At 67.3% G+C, this 17,186-nt stretch carries 14 protein-coding genes; 8 read left to right on the top strand and 6 right to left on the bottom strand.

Going from position 1 to position 17,186, the window contains the following annotated elements:
• Positions 1 to 41 precede the first annotated feature (41 nt).
• Complete coding sequence (locus FAB82_RS23790; protein ID WP_136537056.1) at positions 42 to 1,619, bottom strand: ricin-type beta-trefoil lectin domain protein; 1,578 nt, start codon at positions 1,617 to 1,619, stop codon at positions 42 to 44.
• A gap of 323 nt (positions 1,620 to 1,942) precedes the next feature.
• Here FAB82_RS23790 and FAB82_RS23785 point away from each other — a divergent pair, with 323 nt between their 5' ends.
• On the top strand, positions 1,943 to 3,214 hold the full coding sequence (locus tag FAB82_RS23785) for an MFS transporter (protein WP_136537055.1): 1,272 nt from the start codon (positions 1,943 to 1,945) through the stop codon (positions 3,212 to 3,214).
• A gap of 18 nt (positions 3,215 to 3,232) precedes the next feature.
• Here FAB82_RS23785 and FAB82_RS23780 read toward each other — a convergent pair whose 3' ends face one another.
• From FAB82_RS23780 to FAB82_RS23770, 3 genes are all read right to left on the bottom strand, one after another.
• The gene (locus FAB82_RS23780; protein WP_136537054.1) at positions 3,233 to 4,180 is read right to left on the bottom strand and encodes an NmrA/HSCARG family protein; all 948 of its coding nucleotides are present in this window, start codon (positions 4,178 to 4,180) and stop codon (positions 3,233 to 3,235) included.
• 82 nt (positions 4,181 to 4,262) lie between these two features.
• The gene (locus FAB82_RS23775; protein WP_136537053.1) at positions 4,263 to 5,234 is read right to left on the bottom strand and encodes a pirin family protein; all 972 of its coding nucleotides are present in this window, start codon (positions 5,232 to 5,234) and stop codon (positions 4,263 to 4,265) included.
• A 28-nt stretch (positions 5,235 to 5,262) separates the two neighbouring features.
• Entirely contained in the window at positions 5,263 to 5,640 is a 378-nt protein-coding gene (locus tag FAB82_RS23770) for a DoxX family protein (RefSeq protein ID WP_136537052.1), read from the bottom strand.
• A gap of 126 nt (positions 5,641 to 5,766) precedes the next feature.
• Here FAB82_RS23770 and FAB82_RS23765 point away from each other — a divergent pair, with 126 nt between their 5' ends.
• Both FAB82_RS23765 and FAB82_RS23760 read left to right on the top strand, forming a co-directional pair.
• Complete coding sequence (locus FAB82_RS23765) at positions 5,767 to 6,234, top strand: MarR family winged helix-turn-helix transcriptional regulator (RefSeq protein WP_136537051.1); 468 nt, start codon at positions 5,767 to 5,769, stop codon at positions 6,232 to 6,234.
• A gap of 86 nt (positions 6,235 to 6,320) precedes the next feature.
• Positions 6,321 to 7,304 carry a pirin family protein gene (locus FAB82_RS23760; RefSeq protein WP_136537050.1) on the top strand — a complete coding sequence of 328 codons (984 nt, stop codon included), beginning with the start codon at positions 6,321 to 6,323 and terminating at the stop codon, positions 7,302 to 7,304.
• A 10-nt stretch (positions 7,305 to 7,314) separates the two neighbouring features.
• Here FAB82_RS23760 and FAB82_RS23755 read toward each other — a convergent pair whose 3' ends face one another.
• Both FAB82_RS23755 and FAB82_RS23750 read right to left on the bottom strand, forming a co-directional pair.
• Entirely contained in the window at positions 7,315 to 8,475 is a 1,161-nt protein-coding gene (locus FAB82_RS23755; protein ID WP_136537049.1) for a hypothetical protein, read from the bottom strand.
• Positions 8,476 to 8,836: 361 nt separating this feature from the next.
• The gene (locus tag FAB82_RS23750; RefSeq protein WP_136537048.1) at positions 8,837 to 10,150 is read right to left on the bottom strand and encodes a hypothetical protein; all 1,314 of its coding nucleotides are present in this window, start codon (positions 10,148 to 10,150) and stop codon (positions 8,837 to 8,839) included.
• Positions 10,151 to 10,398: 248 nt separating this feature from the next.
• On the opposite strand from FAB82_RS23750, the gene FAB82_RS23745 reads away from it, so the two are divergent.
• The 5 genes from FAB82_RS23745 to FAB82_RS23725 all read left to right on the top strand — a co-directional run bounded on the left by FAB82_RS23745 (position 10,399) and on the right by FAB82_RS23725 (position 16,766).
• Positions 10,399 to 11,349 (top strand): carbohydrate ABC transporter permease, encoded by a 951-nt coding sequence (locus tag FAB82_RS23745; RefSeq protein WP_211116822.1) that lies wholly within the window; start codon positions 10,399 to 10,401, stop codon positions 11,347 to 11,349.
• A 10-nt stretch (positions 11,350 to 11,359) separates the two neighbouring features.
• Positions 11,360 to 12,178: a carbohydrate ABC transporter permease gene (locus FAB82_RS23740; RefSeq protein WP_211116821.1), complete on the top strand. Its 819-nt coding sequence runs from the start codon at positions 11,360 to 11,362 to the stop codon at positions 12,176 to 12,178.
• Between the two features lie 44 nt (positions 12,179 to 12,222).
• Positions 12,223 to 13,548, top strand: coding sequence for an ABC transporter substrate-binding protein (locus tag FAB82_RS23735; protein WP_136537047.1), 1,326 nt, complete (start codon positions 12,223 to 12,225; stop codon positions 13,546 to 13,548).
• A 28-nt stretch (positions 13,549 to 13,576) separates the two neighbouring features.
• On the top strand, positions 13,577 to 14,602 hold the full coding sequence (locus FAB82_RS23730) for a LacI family DNA-binding transcriptional regulator (protein WP_136537046.1): 1,026 nt from the start codon (positions 13,577 to 13,579) through the stop codon (positions 14,600 to 14,602).
• Positions 14,603 to 14,687: 85 nt separating this feature from the next.
• Positions 14,688 to 16,766 carry an alpha-galactosidase gene (locus FAB82_RS23725; RefSeq protein WP_136537045.1) on the top strand — a complete coding sequence of 693 codons (2,079 nt, stop codon included), beginning with the start codon at positions 14,688 to 14,690 and terminating at the stop codon, positions 16,764 to 16,766.
• The last annotated feature ends 420 nt before the right edge of the window (positions 16,767 to 17,186 follow it).

Below are 17,186 nucleotides of genomic sequence, written 5' to 3'. Positions count from 1 at the left end.
CTAGTGGCCCGCCCTCGATTGAATCGCCTTTCGTTGCGCCGCTAGTAGACGCTGGATCCGATCCAGTCGTCGTAGCCGTAACCAGCGGGGTCGGCGTAGTCGCGGTCGACCAGACCGAATCCGCTTGCGGCGGTGCCGCACTCGGTCAGTTTCGCCGGCACCTCGGTTCCGGCCCCATCGAAGCCGATGCACAGGTCAGAGTGGCCGGCCGGATGGATTCCGGTGTCGGTCACTACGAACTCCTGGTTGAGGCCGCCATTGCAGTCCCACAGCACCAGCGCGGTTCCGGCCTGCATGGTGCCGCCCTCGACGTCGATGCAGCGGTCGTGGCTGAGCTCCACGTGCAGCGACCCCTGACCCTCGTCAAGCCAGAAGCCCTGATTGCGGGCGCCATTGCAGTCCGAGGAGACCAGGGCGGTGCCGTTTCTGGAGTCGTACCCCTCGGCGCCCGCGCACAGGCCGCTGTCGGGGTGCTGGAGGTCCTGGAACTCGAACAGTCCCTCATAGAGCTCGGCGCTGTTGCTGCTGGCCGGATCGACGCAGGTGGAGGTGTCCCATTCGGGATGCTCGTAGAACTGCGTGATGCATTGGGCGAAGGCCCCGTGACCGAGGTAGTTGGGGTGCAACGACTGTCGGAAGGCGTGCTCGGAGGGCAGGAGTCCGACCTCGGCGTATACGCCCCGCGCCCAGGGCTCGGCCTCGCAGACGCCGTGGCCGTCGAACAACCGCTGCGCATCGAGGTACCGCACGTCTTGATTGAGCGCAGCTTCGCGGACGCCCTGCTCGAACAGGGGCACGGCCTTATTGCGGGCGAAGGCGGCGTCGGCCAGGTAGAGCAGGCAGCCGCCCTCCCACCAGCCGGGGAAGTCCGGGTTGTCCTCGACGTCGGGGCCGCCGGGACTGGGGTAGGACATGACGACCATGTCGTAGTCGGCGGCGAGGTAGCCGGCATCGGTCATGGTCTGGCGGACCGCGTCGATCGCGGTCTCGACGCCTTGGCGGCTGACGTCGACGCGGGCCTCCCAGTCCTCGGTGTGATCGGGCCAGCAGGGTCCCTGGAGCAGGATCCGCTGGGTGGCGCACTGGGTGGCGACGGGCCCGAACTCGATGCCGCCTTCGTCATTGGCCCCCACCACGATCCACACCAGCTTGACGTGGGTGTTGCGGGCCTTGATGGCGAGGTTGTCGCCCTGGTTCAGCTCGTTCCACTGCTGCTGGCCCGAGCCTTCGACCAGGTGCGGCGAGGCGCCGCCGGAGCATGAGACGTTGTACTGGACGTCGCTTTCGATGCCGGCGCGGAAGAGCGCCTGGTCGTAGGAGCGGTCGCACCAGTTGCCGTCGGTATGGGTGGCGGGGTCGTAGTTGCCGACCCCTTCGCCCGAGATCTCGCTGTCCCCCATGGAGATCAGGGAGGACTTCCGGTCTTCGAGCGGGAGGATGTCGGCGCTGCCGTAGAGCTCGACGGCTTCGGCGGCGCGGATGGTTTCGAGGTGGTCGGGCAGCGGAACGACGTCGGGTCGCTCGGCCGCCTGAGCCGAAAAGGACATTGTGGACAATGCGAGGATGGACGGGATCGCGGTGGCCAGCACCGCGATCAGCCGTCGCCGGGGAGTGGACATGGCAGTCTCCTATTCGGAAACATCGCTGTCAACGGGTTGTAGTAGGGAGACTACCGTTACCCGGCGGTAATGTGAAGGTTGCACGGTATGCCAGTTTTGGGGGTACGCAAGGGAAATGCCGCTTCGCGTGGCAGCGAAAGTTCCACCGTTGCAAGGGTTACCTGCGAGTTCGGAAACTGCTAGATTCACGAGAATCCCTCACCGTCGCTTTCGGAGGTGCCCATGCCCGCAATGCGACCACCGGACGGATGCAGCCGGAGGGCGGCCACATCGGCCCTCCAGTTTGAGAGAGCGATCCGCGAACCGATTGCGCGGCAGAGTCGATGACCACCACGCCGACCCCCGTTCCGGCCGCCCTGGTCGAACCCCGGCGCAAGGTCGGCCCGGTCTGGATCGGCGGCATCACCGCGGGAATGCTCGGCGTCTACATGGCCTTCTACACCCCGATCCAGGTGCTGCTGCCACTTCAGCTGGCCGCCATCGCCCCTGACTCGAAGGTCGCCGTCTTCGGACTGGTAACCGGCGCCGGCGCCCTGGTCGCGGTCATCGCCAATCCGCTCGCCGGGGCACTGTCCGACCGCACCACCGGGCGGTTCGGTCGACGGCACCCGTGGACGCTGGGCGGCGTCGTCATCGGCGCCGCCGCACTGGCTCTGCTCGGGATGCAGACCACGGTTGCGGGCGTGCTGATCCTGTGGTGCCTCGCGCAGGCCTCGCTCAATGCCGGGTACGCCAGTCTGAACGCCGCCATTCCCGATCACGTTCCGGTGCGCCAGCGCGCCACCGTCTCCGGCTGGATCGGATTTCCACAGGCCCTGGGTCTGGTCGTCGGCGCCGTCATCGTCACCATGCTCGTGACCGGCCTGGCCTCCGGATACCTGGTGATCGGTCTGGCGACGGTCGCGATGGTGCTGCCCTTCGTACTGACCACGAAGGACCCGCCGATATCTCGGGCCGAGCGCCGAGAAGTCTCATGGCGGGTCATCCTCGCGGGAATGTGGATCTCGCCTCGCGCCCACCCCGACTTCGCCTGGGCCTGGTTCACCCGATTCCTGGTCATGCTCGGCAATGCGACCGGCACGCTCTACCTGCTGTTCTTCCTCCAGGACGCGGTCGGATACGAGCAGCTGTTCCCGGGACACAGCGTCGACGAGGGCGTCCTGGTGCTGACGCTGATCTACACCTGCGGAGTGATCGCCACCTGCGTTGCGGGGGGCGTGCTCTCGGACCGGCTGGGCCGCCGCAAGGCCTTGGTCGCGGCCTCGGCCGCCGTCATGGCCTTCGCCGCCGTGCTGCTGGCCTTCTGGCACACCTGGCCGATGTCGATGGCGGCCGCCGCGATCATGGGGGCGGGGTTCGGGATATATCTCTCGGTGGACCAGGCGCTCATTACCCAGGTCCTCCCCGAAGCGGCCGACCGCGGGAAGGACCTGGGAATCATCAATATCGCCAACACCGCTCCGCAGGTGCTCGGACCGGCGCTGGCGGCCCCTATCGTCGCCGGGTTGGGCGGCTACTCGGGCCTGTACGCATTGACCGCCGTCGTGACCTTGCTCGGCGGGGTACTCGTCTGGAAGATCAAGTCGGTGCCCTGATTCCGGGCGGTCCGACCGCTAAATACCAGCGAAGGCGTCCTTGTTCTCGGCCAGCCATTCCTTGAACGTCTTGAGCTCCGGGTTGAGTTCGCGGACCTTGTCGAGGTCGCGGCGGCCGGTGAACTCGTCGTCGAACTCGGCGTAGTACTGGAACATGTTGCCCATCTCCTCGGCGCCGGGGAACCCGGCCGCGCGGAAGCCGTCGAACGGGACCGGGTAGTACTGCACCGGTTCGCCGAGCAGTTCGGCGAACGCGGCGGCGTACTCGGTGCCGGTCAGGTGCTCGCCCGCGATGCTCACGGTCCTGCCGATGAACGGCGCGCCCTGCTTGAAGATGCCGTAGGCGGTGCGGCCGATGTCCTCGGCGGCGATCCCGGCGAGCTTGCCCCCGGCCATCGGCAAGGCGAGGACCAGGCTGCCGTCCTCCTGCCGCTTGGGCGGGAAGAACGAGAGGAGGTTCTCCCAGTAGAAGGTGGTCTGCAGGAACGTGGTCGGGACGCCGGCCTCGGTGAACAGGGCATTGGCGTCGCCCTTGACATCGAAGTGGGGGACGTTGTACTTGCCCATCAGGGTTGGCATCCGGTCGTCCGAGACCGGGATCGAGGCGCGGGTGTCCTCCAGGGTGGACCAGACCGCGTGCTTGACGCCGGCGGTCTTGGCGGCCCGGGCCAGGTTTCCCGCCTGGTCGTATTCGCGGTCGGGGGAGCCGTGCTCCCAGAAGTTGGTGACCAGGTACGCCCCGTAGGCGCCCTGGAGTGCCTTCGCCAGGCCGGCTTCGTCATCGAGGTCGGCCTCGACCACTTCGGCGCCGAGTTCGGCGAGTTCCTGGGCCTTGTCGGAGCCCGCATTGCGGGTGATGGCGCGCAACTTGAATCCGGATTCGGGATCGGCCAGGATCGCGCGGGCGAGCCCGCCGCCCTGGGCGCCGGTCGCGCCGACCACTGCGATGATCTTCTGCTCTGCCATGATCTTCTCTCTCAAATCGGAGTTGACGATTGGATGCTTCCCCCTGCGGACCATAGGGGCCCAGGGGTGGTTCGGTGGGCGTTCAGCCGGTGTGGGGGAGCCGTTCGGCCGGGATGACGCCGAGGCGCCCGGCCTGGTAGTCCTCGACGGCCTGGATCACTTCTTGGCGGGTGTTCATGACGAATGGCCCGTAGTGGAACACGGGTTCCCGGATCGGCTGCCCGCCAATCACATAGAGGTCGAGCTTGGGACTGCGCGATTCCTGGCTCGGATCGGCCTGGAGGGTCAGGGCGTCACCCTGGCCGAGAACGGCGAGTTGGCCCATGTGGATCGGGCGCCGTTCCTCGCCGATGGTGCCGGAGCCGTTGAGGGCGTAGACCAGGGCGTTGTAGCCGGGGTTCCAGGGCAGGTCGACGCGGGCGCCGGGCTCGACGGTGATGTGGGTGAGCGTGATCGGCGTGTGGGTGACGCCGGGACCGGCGTGCCCGGCGATGTCGCCTGCGATGACGCGGATCAGTGCGCCGCCGTCGGGCGTGGTCAGCAGCGCGGCCTGGCCCCCGCGGATGTCCTGGTAGCGCGGCGGGGAGAACTTCTTCGCCTTCGGCAGGTTGACCCACAGCTGGGTCCCGTGGAAGACCCCGCCGCTCGCCACCAGGCTCTCGGGTGGGGTCTCGATGTGCAGGATCCCGGCTCCGGCGGTCATCCACTGGGTGTCGCCGTCGCTGATCAGCCCGCCGCCGCCGTTGGAGTCCTGGTGTTCGATGGCGCCGTCGATGATGTAGCTGACGGTCTCGAAGCCGCGGTGCGGGTGCCAGGGCGTGCCCAACGGTTCGCCGGGTGCGAGCTCGACCTCGCCGATCTGGTCGAAGTGGACGAACGGGTCCAGGTCCTGCATGGACACACCGGCGAAGCCGCGGCGGACCTGGAAGCCCTCGCCCTCGGTTCCGATCGGCGCGGTCACAAGCTGCCGCACCGGCCGGACGCGGGTCGCGGCCGGGTCGAGTTCGGGCAGGCGCGGGAGGACCAGGAGGTCCTCGACGGTGATGGCGGGCATGATGCTGCTCCTTGTGGACTGGAAGCGTCTAGAAGGCGTGGGGGCCGAAGCGGCCCCAGGCGACGATGGCGGCGAGGACGAGCAGGACGAGGTTCGTCGCGATCGCCCGGCCCTCGTTGCGGCGGGCGTGGGTGAGCGCGGCGCTGCCCATCAGGACCACCAGGCCGCTGGCGGCCAGCGGCACGAGCACGGTGACGATGTCGAACACGGCGGGCAGGATGAGCCCGATCGCGGCCAGCACTTCGAGTGCGCCGACGGTCTTGATGAGGCCGGGGGAGAAGTCTTCGGCCCAGCCCATATTGGGCGTGGCGGCCAGCTTCTTCTTCGGCTGGGCCAGCTTGGAGAGGCCGGCGAAGAGGAAGAACGCGGCGAGCGCGCCCGCCAGGATCCAGAGGACGACGTTCATGGTTTCCACCTTTCGGACGCCGGATCGTACTTGATGCATCATCTACCATTGCTCGGTGATGCATGACGTGTCAACTAATGTACCGCTAGATAGATGATGTGTCAAGTAGGGGGTAGCATTGGCCCGATGAACGACACCGACCAGTGGCTGAGCGCCGACGAGCAGCGCTCGTGGCGCGCCTTCATACGCCTGCACCAGAAGCTCGTGGCGCGACTGGGCGCCGACCTCCAGTCGCACTCGAAGCTCTCCGGAGCCGACTTCGAGGTCCTCGTGGCCCTCACCGACGTCCCCGACGGCCGGGTGCGGTTCCAGGACCTCGCCAAGGAGATCGACTGGGAGCAGAGCCGGCTGTCCCACCAGATCCGTCGCATGATCAAACGGGACCTCCTCTCCCGCAAGGAGTGCGCCGAGGACGGCCGCGGCGCCTTCGTGGTGATCACCCCGCATGGCCGCGAGACCATCGAGGCCGCCGCGCCCAAACACGTCGCCACCGTCCGCAGCCTCGTGATCGACGCCCTCAGCGCCGACGAATTCGCCGAACTCGGCCGCCTCTCCGAGCGCATGCTCGAACAGATCGACAACGTGAGCAAGTGATCGCACACCTCGCCCGGAATGACCGGTCGTCCGCGACCGAATGCATACGATGACCTGACAACGAGTACTGACGGGAAGTGGTCTCGATGAGCAACGTCGAAGTCGAGCCGGCGGAGATGCGGTGCGGAGCCCCGATCGACGGCGTGCGTACGAGCGAGGCGACCCGGGTACAGGTGCTCGAGGCGCGGGACGTGCCGCTGGGCGGAGTGCGGGCAATGCACGTCCGCCGCACCCTGCCGCAGCGGGCCAGGACGCTGATCGGCGCCTGGTGCTTCGCCGACCACTACGGCCCGGTCGACGTACCGGCGGGCGGCGGCATGAACGTCCCGCCCCATCCTCACACCGGCCTGCAGACGGTGAGCTGGCTGTTCAGCGGTGAGGTCGAGCACCGCGACAGCCTCGACACCCGCGCCATGGTCCGGCCCGGCGAGGTGAACCTCATGACCGGCGGCCGCGGCATCTGCCACTCCGAGGTCTCCACCTCCGATACCGCCGTCCTCCACGGCGTCCAGCTATGGGTCGCACTGCCCGAGGCACACCGGAGCGCCGGACGCGACTTCCAGCATCACGTGCCCGAACCCGTGCGCGTCGACGGGGCCGAGGTCAGGGTCTTCCTCGGCTCCCTCGCCGGAGACACCTCGCCGGTGCGGACGTTCACGCCACTGCTAGGCGCCCAGATCGACCTCGAACCGGGCGCCGCCGCCACCCTCGCCGTCGACCCTGGCTTCGAGCACGGCCTGCTCGTCGACGGCGGTGACGTGCGCATGGCCGAAACCATGCTGCACCCCTCCGAACTCGGCTATCTGCCGTGCGGCGGTGACACGTTGGCGCTGTCGAACGAGTCGGACGCCCCGGCCCGGGCCATCCTGCTCGGCGGCCCTCCATTCGATGAGGCGATCGTCATGTGGTGGAACTTCATCGGACGCAGCCACGACGACATCGTCCAGGCCCGCCAGGACTGGGAAGCCGCCTCCGACCGCTTTGGCGCCGTCGTCGGCTATCCGGGGGAGCGGCTTCGGGCACCTGCGCTGCCCAATGCCGTCATCACCCCGCGGCGCAACCCGAGCTGATCCGCGCCGCCTAGATGAGGGCCTGCGCCTCGGAGATGAGTTCTCGCATGTCCTCCTGCCAGGCGTAGATCTCCGTCTCCATTTCGAGGAAGTGGCCGCCGTAGACCCGCTTCCAGGCCCGGTCGGCGTCCGCGCCGAAGCCGGTCTCATCGACGCAGTCCCAGATATCGGTGGCGAATCCGATCTCCCAGTCGCGGCGGCCCTCGGCGTCGGTGGCAATGTCGTGGGGCGCCTCGGGAGCGCCCTCCGTAAAGGCCTCCGGCAGCGGATTGCTCGCGTCCCCGGTCACGCCGTAGGCGGCGTCGATGTAGTAGTGGACATTGAGATTGCCCCCGGCGTTGAAGTCCCAGCCGTTCCAGCCCGCCTCGTCCAGGCAGATCAGGAAGTCCTCTTCGGTGGTCCGCTCCTGGCGCACCTGTTCGTCGAGCTCGCCCGAACTGAATACCGACATGCCCGGCGGCAACGGGAACGTCGACCAGGTCCCGACCTCCTCGCCGAAGTCAGGGGCCGGGACGAACTCGGGGTCGAGGTCGAGCGCGGCCGTGACCTCGCCCATGCAGCCGCCGGGCTTGGCGGTGCCCAGGAGGCCGCCCTCCCCTCCGGTGTGCTCGCCGATCAGCCAGCCCTCGTCCATCGTGGCCCGTTCCTCGCCGTAGAAGTCGACGAACCAATCGAACCGGTCCTGTTCGGAGAGGTCCTCGAAGGCCGAATTGTCGACCGTCGCGAACGTCTCACCCTCCGGCACGCGCAAGGCCTCGAACTCCAGGTGCTCCTCGGAGCCGTACATGTCGACCGTCGAGGTCCACACCCCGAAGCCCCACTCCTCTGCGATCTCGCGGTCCACGAGCCAGTTCGTGGCGACTCCCTCGACGTCGGGTAGGGCCTGCTTCTGGAACCGCCACATCAGGCGCTCGTGTCCGTTGTGGACCGTATGGCCGCGTTCCTCCATGCAGTCGAAGATCAAACGCTCCTGGGCATCGACGATATCGATGATCAGCTCGCGGTTCTCCTGGAGCATCGTGGTGACGGTCAGCAGCTCCTCGTCCCCGACCTCGGTGGACTCGTCGTCCGATCCGGACGACTGGCAGCCCGCGGTGAATCCGGTCGCCGCAGCCAATGCGATGAGGCCGCCTCGTCTCACCGCGGCCGTATTCGTTCGAAAGATGCGCATACTTACTCTACGAATTGGCCCCAGTACGCGGTTGCGGGCTTCGTGGCATCGCTTCCATAACACTGCGCCGGAACGCGGAGACGCGTTCAGACGGCTCGGCGGCGGTCGCAGGCCTCCGGTTCCCGCTGGATATACCGGTCGGTGAGTGACGAGCGATCACCATCCCCTCCGACTGTCCTCATTACCGGTGCCGCGGCAGGGATCGGTGCGGCCTTCGCCTCTCCGGCCCCGACCGGCCGTCCCTGGTGTCCCGCGGTCCAGGGCTCTGACGACGTTCGGTTCCCCAAAAAGGGCCCAAGGGATCGCCCCGGTCGGCGCGGTGCAGAACCTCTACGGCCTCGCCGACCGGGACGCCGACTCCCTACCCGGCCGGATTGATGACGAGGCGGTAGGCGCCGAGGTGGTCCTGGTCGTCGACCGGGATGCTGACGCTGCCGCCGCTGACCGAGAAGTCCTGTGTCCAGACGTGCGAGGCGCCGTCCACCGGAGTGGTTCGGCCCGAGCCGGGCACGTATTCCAACGTGGCCGTGACGGTCGAGCCGAGCGCTTCCAGTCCGTCGACCTGGACCGTATTGTCGCCGGCTTCGCCCGCGAACACGATGCTCACCTCCTCCGCGTCGGCGTCGTAGGAGGCGACGGCGTCGTTGTAGGTGGTCGGGACGACGTCCACAATGTCGCCGCTCTGCTCGCCGTACCACTGGTACATCCAATACGACGCGGTCGGCTGATTGTCGTGCACCAGTCCGTTGAGGGTCCCGGCCTCGAACCAGAACGTGCGCTGGGCATCGCGCACTCCCGCGCGCTCGAACTGGGCGATGTAGTGATTGACGGTGCTGGGGACGTCAATCTCCTCGGGAGCTGCGTACTCGTTGAGTGAGATCGGCAGCGGCTCGATGCCCAGTTCCCGTTCGAGGTCGCGGTAGTCGCTGATGTGCTGCTCGACGCCCTGCCAGCCCGATAGCTCGTGCCAGGAGATCACCTGCGGCAGGGTGCCCGAGTCCTTCGCGGAGGTCAGGAAGTCGCGGAGCCAGGCCTCGTTGTAGTGCGTGATGCTCGGTCCCATGATCGGCGTCGTCGCGTCACTGGCGCGGATGCGCTCGTAGGTGCGGTCCCATCCGTCGTTGAAGTCGCCGGCCGAACTGTGCCAGGTCCAGTCCGGCTCGTTCCAGATCTCCCAGGCGGTGACGTTGGTGATGTCGGGGCGCGCCTGGAGGTCGGCGATCATCCGGTCGACGCGTCCGAGCCAGTCGTCCCAGCCCTGCCAGTCGTACGGGAATCCGTTGAGCGAGTCCGCCATGTCGACCGTGATGTCGGCGCCCGCGGCCATGGCGTTGCCGGCCACGTCCAGGGTGTCGCCGACGGGTTCGGTCTCGCCGTTGGGGATGTGCTCGTGATTGGGCGGCGGCTGCCGCAAGGTGTTGAGGTTCAACGGCAGCAGCAGGTCGAGCGGCGGTGTCTCGGCATCGGCCAGGCCGTAGAGCATGCCGTTGCCGACCTGGCTCACGGGCCGGATCGGCGAGCCCGCATCCACGACCAGGACGCTTTGCGTCTCGACCTGTGCCTGCGAGGTGACGGCGGTGAACAGCGTTGCCGTCAGCGCCAGCGCGGCGGACAGCGCGCCGAGCGCGATCAGGGTGCGCCGTCGGCGCCTGATCGGGGGTGGATTCGTGAGCATGGGGGAGGTCCTTTCATTGTGTTGCGTGCCGGAATCTGTGAGCGCTAACAGGATCATATCGTAAGACATGACATCGAAAGTAGTCAATGAAAGCGGGATAAATTTACCGGTATTGCCGTATAGATCCGTCAAAATCCAAGGCAATCGAATCCAGGCATGGAAATGTCGACATCGATCTTGACACCGCCGTTCCGTGAGCGCTAACATTCCCTCGCATCGTCCGATCCCTACGCGACAAGTCAGGTGCCATGCAGACCCTTCACGACACCGAGCACCCGTCCGGACCCGTGAGCGCTCACCCCAAGCCCCCGAGAGCAAAGCGCCACAACCTTCGAACCGCGCTGGAGGCCTACGGCATGCTCGCCCCGAGCATCGTCGGCTTCGCGCTCTTCCTCATCACGCCCATCGTGGTGGTCGTCGCGCTGAGCTTCTACGACTGGAACCTCCTGTCCGACCCCGAGTTCATAGGCCTGCAGAACTACCGCGACCTGGTCGGCGATGAACGTGCCGTCCAATCGATCGGCAACACCTTCTACTACGTGCTGCTCAATATCCCCGCCCAGACCGTGCTGGCGCTGCTGCTGGCCCTGGCGGTGAACGCGAAGATCAGGGCCCGCAACGCCTTTCGCGTCATCTACGTCCTGCCGTGGATGGCCATGCCGGTGGCGCTGGGCGTCATCTGGCGGTGGATCTTCGACCCGCTCAACGGCGGGCTGAACCGGTTCCTCGACGTGTTCGGGATCGACGGCGCCAACTGGCTGACCGACTCGGCGTGGGCCATGCCCGTCATCGCCTCGGTCAATATCTGGCAGTTCACCGGCTACACCATGCTGTTCTTCCTGGCCGGACTCCAGGCCATCCCGGTCCAGCTCTACGAGGCCGCCGATGTGGACGGTGCGTCGCCGGCCTACCGGTTCTTCAAGATCACCCTGCCGCTGCTGCGTCCGGCGATGCTGTTCGTCCTCATCACCAGCGTCATCGGCTCGTTCCAGGTCTTCGACACGATCCACGTCATGACCGCCGGGGGCCCGGCCGGCGCCACGGCCACCCTGAACTACCAGATCTACCTGGAGTCGTTCACCCAGCGCAATGCCGGCTACGCCTCAATGCTCGCGGTGATCCTGTTCGCGATCATCGCCGCGATCACGCTCGCCCAGGTCCTGTTCTTCCGCAAGCGCACCGTCTACGACTTCAGCTAGGAGCCCGCCAGTGTTGAAGAAGTCCCTGCTCTACCTCGTCCTCGTGGCCGGCGCGGCGCTCTCGATGGGTCCGTACCTGCTGACCCTCAACGCCGCCTTCAAATCCAAGCAGGAGATCCTGACCTCCCAGCCGTGGGCGCCGCCGACCGATCCGATCCTGTCGAACTTCGCCGACGTGTGGGGCCGGTACGACTTCGCGACGTTCGTCGTCAACTCGATCATCGTGGCCGTGGCCGTCACCATCGGACAGCTCGTGTTCTCCACCCTGGCGGCCTACGCCTTCGCCCGGCTCGAATTCCCGGGGCGGGACCTGCTGTTCTGGGCCTACATCGCGACCATGATGGTCCCGCAGATCGTCACCCTGGTGCCCACCTTCATCATCGTGCGGGAGCTGGGCCTGGTCGACACGCACGTCGGGCTGATCTTGCCGTTCGTGTTCGGCTTCCTCATGCCCTACGGGGTGTTCCTGGTGCGCCAGTACTTCAAGACCATCCCCGCCTCGATCGAGCAGGCCGCCCGCATCGACGGCGCCGGCACCTTCACCATCCTGTGGCGGGTCATGCTCCCCATGTCCAAGCCGATCCTCGGGACGCTCGCGATCATCAGCTTCGTCAACACCTGGAACAACCTGCTGTGGCCGTTGATCATCACCCACTCCGAGTCGACGCGCGTCATCACCCGCGGGATCGCCCAGATGCAGTCCCAGTTCAACCAGGAGTACCACCTCATCCTGGCCGCCTCCACCATGGCGCTCCTCCCGCTGGTCGCCGTCTTCCTGGTCTTCCAGCGCCACATCGTCCGCTCGATCGCCCTGAGCGGCATGAAGTGATCCACCCCTTAAGACCGACCTCTCAACGAAGAAAGGCAAGTCAGATGAACAAGACGCGATCGGCGGCCCTCGCCGTCCTCGCCCTCGCCGCCCCGCTGGGGCTCGCCGCTTGCGGCGGAGGCGACGACGACGGAGCTGTCACACTCCGGTACGCCTTCTGGGACGACAATCAGCGCCCGGCGCTCGAGGCGATGGTCGAGGAGTTCAACTCCGAACACCCCGACATCACCATCGAACTCGAGCAGAACCCCTGGGAGGACTACTGGACCGGCCTCGACAGCCAGTTCGCGGCCGAGGACGCCCCGGACGTGTTCTGGAACCACGTCTCGCGCTTCCCGACCTACGCCGACAACGGCGTGCTGCTCCCCATCACCGACTACATCGAAGAGGACGGCGTCGACCCCTCGGTCTACCCCGAGAACCTCTACGCCTCCTGGCAGTTCGAGGACGACCAGTACGGCCTGCCGAAGGACTGGGACTCGATCGCCCTGGTCTACCGCCTCGACGCGCTCGAAGCCGCCGGGATCGACCCGGCCACCGTGAGCGACCTCGAATGGAACCCCGTCGACGGCGGCACCTATGTGGAGTTTCTTCAGAAACTCACCGTCGACGCCAACGGCAACAACGCACTGAGCTCGGACTTCGACCCCGAGAACGTGGTCCAGTACGGGACGGCGATGTCCTCCAACACCGGCCAGACCGACTGGTGGAACTACGCGGTCCAGAACGGCTGCTCCCTCCAGAACGAACCCTGGGGCGACTACACCATCGACGCACCTGAATGCGTCGAAGCCATCCAATTCACCGCCGACCTGTACAACAAGTGGCACGTGGCCGTCCCCGCCGCAGTGACCAACCAGCCCAACGGCGGCGTCCCCGGCGACTACGTGGTCCCCGGACAGGCCGCCACCACGCTCGACGGCTCGTGGATGCTCAGCTTCTACCGCGACGGCCTAGAGCCGGGCTCCTGGGCGGTGGCGGACAACCCCTCGGGCCCGGTCGGCTCCGGCACCGTCATCAACGGCCTGTCCAACGCGATCTACGCCGGGACCGAGAACCCCGACGAGGCCTGGGAGTTCGTCAAGTTCCTCGGTTCCGAAGAGGCGCAATCCATTGCGACCGACTTGGGCTCGGTGTGGCCCGGCGTCTCCTCCCTCAATGAGGGCTTCGCCGACTACTGGGCGGGCGAGGACATCGACGTGACGGGCTTCCAGACCGCCGCCGAGGGCACCACCACCGGCTACCCGCTCTCGATGAACGATGCCGCCTTCGGCACGGCCGCGCTCGACGAGTTCAATCAGGTCTGGCTGGGTCAGAAGGACGCCCAGGAAGCGGCCGCAGCGGTCGCCGAGATCGCCAACGCCGAATAGCACTCGAACCGAAAGGTGACCGACCGCCATGAGCGCAGCCGAACCCAAGCCCGTCAGCATGTTCGACGTGGCCAAGCGCGCAGGGGTGTCCCACCAGACCGTCTCGCGGGTCATCAATGACGCGCCGATGGTCGCCGCCGCCACCCGCGCGAAGGTGAAGGCCGCGATCAGTGAGTTGGGCTACCGACCCAACCGCTCGGCGCGCACCCTCGCCGGCGGCGCCGTGCGGTCGGTCACCGTTTTCACCTTCGACACCTCCCTGTACGGCACGGCCGAAACGCTTCGCGGCATCGAGGACGCCGCCAGCGCCGCCGGCTTCACCGTCCTCATCTCCGTGCTCGACCCCGAGCAGACGTACACCGAGGGCGAAATCCTCGGCCGCCTCTCCCACGACGGCGCCCCCGCGATCGTCATAGCTCACGACGAGACCACCACCCAGGCCCGGCGCATCCTCAGAAAGGCCCAGCCGGGCGCGGTGGTCGCCACCGGCGACGACAAGCTCCGCGACGAGCCCGGCGCCGCCGACTGGCTCGTCCCGCTCGACGACCGCCTCGTCGCCAAGCGGGCGACCAGGTACCTGCTGTCCATGGGACATCGGACGGTCCACTACCTCGCCATGCCGGGCAAGGCCCGAAGACAGGACGGTTGGTCCGAGGCCCTCCTCGAGGCCGGGATCGAACCGCCCGAAGTGATCCCATCGGGCTGGACCATCGGCTCTGCGGCCACAGCCGCGGCCGATCTCGTCGCCGACCCCGAGGCCACCGCGATCATGTGCGGCAACGACGACCTCGCCTTCGGCGTCCTCCACGCCGCCCACCACGCCGGGCGCAGCATCCCCGGAGACCTGAGCGTCATCGGCTTCGACGACTGCCCGATGGCCGCCTACCACATACCGGGCCTGACCACCGTCGACCTCGATTTCCGCGGGGTCGGCCGCAGCGCCTTCGAACTCCTCCGCCACAAGCTCGAAGGCGGCCCCGAACCCCGAACCTCCTGGCGGTCCCCGGAACTGATCGTCCGGGAGACCTCGGGGCCCGCCCGTCCCCGCTCCTGAACGAGCCCAGGCGCTTCCGAGAGCCCGCCCCGGTCCGGGCCGGGCTCTCGCCACGGCAACCACACCCAGTGCGAAAGGAAACCAAATGCCAGCACGCGACACCCGCCTCTGGACCATCGACACGCCGAACACGAGCTACGTCGTGGCCCTGGACGAAGACGACCGCCTTCACGGACTCCACTGGGGGCCAAGACTGCATCGAGAGCAGGCGGTGTCGCTGCTGGACCTGCCGAAGCCGACCGGGCGGCCGCTCACCGACGGCCGGGACGCGGTGCTCGACTTCAACCCGGCGTCCGCCCTCCGTTACGGCCCCACCGGCCTCCAGGTGCGTTTCGGCGATGGGACCCGGGACCTGGAACTCACCTTCACCGAATCCATCGAGACCGAACAGGAACTGACGCTCGTCTTCGCCGACGTCCACTACCCGCTCGAAGCGCGCGTCCATTACCGAGTCTTCCCCGACTCCGACGTCATTGAACGATCGATGACCCTGTGCAACAACGGAATCGACCCGATCACGATTCTCCGGGCTGACTCGGCCACGTGGATCGTGCCCGAACTCGAGGACTACCGATTGAGTCAGCTCCACGGCGAGTGGGCCGCAGAGACGCAGCTGACCCGCACCTCGCTGCCCGTCGGGGAGACGGTGATCGGCTCGCGGCGGGGGACCACGAGCAATCAGGCGAACCCGTGGCTGGCCGTCGATGACGGCACCGCGAGCGAGTCCCACGGCCGCGTCTGGGCGACGGTGCTCGCGTGGAGCGGCACCTGGCGCATGACCGTCGAGAAGGCCCCTTCCGGGCGCGTCGCCGTCTCGGCCGGGTTCGGCCACGACCCGATCGCGATCAGCCTCAAGGCGGGCGAAGACCTGGAGACACCGATCGCCGCCGGTCTGTACACCGAGGACGGTTTCGCGGGCGCGGCCGCCGCCTGGCATGAGTACGCGCTCGCGCATGTGCTGCCGCATCCCGAAGAGGTTCGGCCGGTCCTCTACAACTCTTGGGAGGCAACCGAGTTCGACATCACCGCCGAGAGCCAGATCGCGCTGGCCGAGAAGGCCGCCGCGATGGGCTGCGAGCTGTTCGTGATGGACGACGGCTGGTTCGGCGCACGGGTCAACGACCGCGCGGGCCTGGGGGACTGGACCCCGAACCCCGATCGTTTCCCGGACGGCCTGGGTCCCTTGATCAAGCGCGTCCACGAGGCCGGGATGCGGTTCGGGATCTGGGTCGAGCCGGAGATGGTCAACCCCGACTCGGACCTGTACCGGGCGCATCCGGACTGGGTCTACCACCAGCCGCATCGCCGCCGCACGGAGATCCGCAATCAGCTCGTGCTGAACCTCGCACGCCCCGAGGTGGCCGATTGGATCCACGGCCGCCTTGACGACCTATTGCGCACCAATGAGATCGACTTCTTCAAGTGGGACATGAACCGGCCCTTCACCGAGGCCGGCTGGCCGGGGGAGGAGGACCCAGACCGGCTCTGGTTCGAGCACACCCGCAACTTGTACCGCATCATCGACCGGCTGCGCGCCGACCATCCCGCCCTACGCATCGAATCGTGCTCCTCCGGCGGCGGCCGCGTGGACTTCGGCATCCTGCGCCGCACGGACCAGGTGTGGACCTCCGACAACACCGACGCGGCCGACCGCATCGAAATCCAGGAGGGCTTCGCCCAGGCCTACCCCGCCCGCGTCATGGGCGCGTGGGTCACCGACTCGCCGAACCCCTACACGTGCAGGGAACTCCCGCTCGACTTCCGCTTCCACGTTGCCATGGCCGGAACGATGGCGGTCGGCGGGAACCTGCACAACTGGACCGAATCCGAACTCGAACGCGGCGCCGCGCTGGTGGCCGACTACCGGCGAGTTCGGCAAACCGTCCAACTCGGACGGCGAAGCCCGCTTCGCGCGGGCGAGGTGAACGGGGTCCAGTACAGCCGCGGCGAGGAGACTGTGGTGCTGGCCTGGCGCAGAGCCCGCCGTCTCGGCTACCGCGACCCGCTCGTGAAGCTATTCGGCCTCGACCCGGTGGGTCGGTACCGCGAGGAGGATAGCGATCGAGTCCATCATGGAGCGGTGCTCGCCTCCCATGGCCTTGACCTGCGCCTCGCCCCGGATGACTACGCGTCCACCATGATTCGTCTGATCAAGGAGTCCTAGGCTCCATGCCGTTCGGGTAGGGCGTATGTGCGGGTGGTGGGTTTGCCGGCGGGTTCGGTGATGGTGTTCTCGCGCTTGGGGAGGCCTGCATTGGGGGCCGGGGCGCTGGCGGGGGCGGTGCCGGTGGAGGGTCGTTCTGCGCCAAAGGCATCGGCGACAAAAGCGAGAGCGGGGGCCGGCGTCCGTTTGCGGGGCAGGGCCTGCGGGGATTCCTCCGAGGCTCCGAAGCTCCAAAGCTCCGAGGCTCCGTGGCGGGGTTTCGGGGTTGGGCAAGGCCTCTGGGCTTCGGTCGGGCGGCACACCCGGGCGCGGGGTGGTGCCGGTGGTGGTCGTGGCGAGAGGTGTTGTGCCGCAGCCACTTCACGGGTCGGATGTGACTGGCGTCTCTTTGTCGTTAGTGGATCGGTCTGTGACGTAAAG

Origin of the sequence: Glycomyces buryatensis (assembly GCF_004912275.1) — a bacterium.
GTDB classification, from domain to species: domain Bacteria; phylum Actinomycetota; class Actinomycetes; order Mycobacteriales; family Micromonosporaceae; genus Glycomyces; species Glycomyces buryatensis.
The sequence above is the reverse complement of the archived record's forward strand: the minus strand, read 5'-3'. Positions and strand labels throughout refer to the sequence as shown.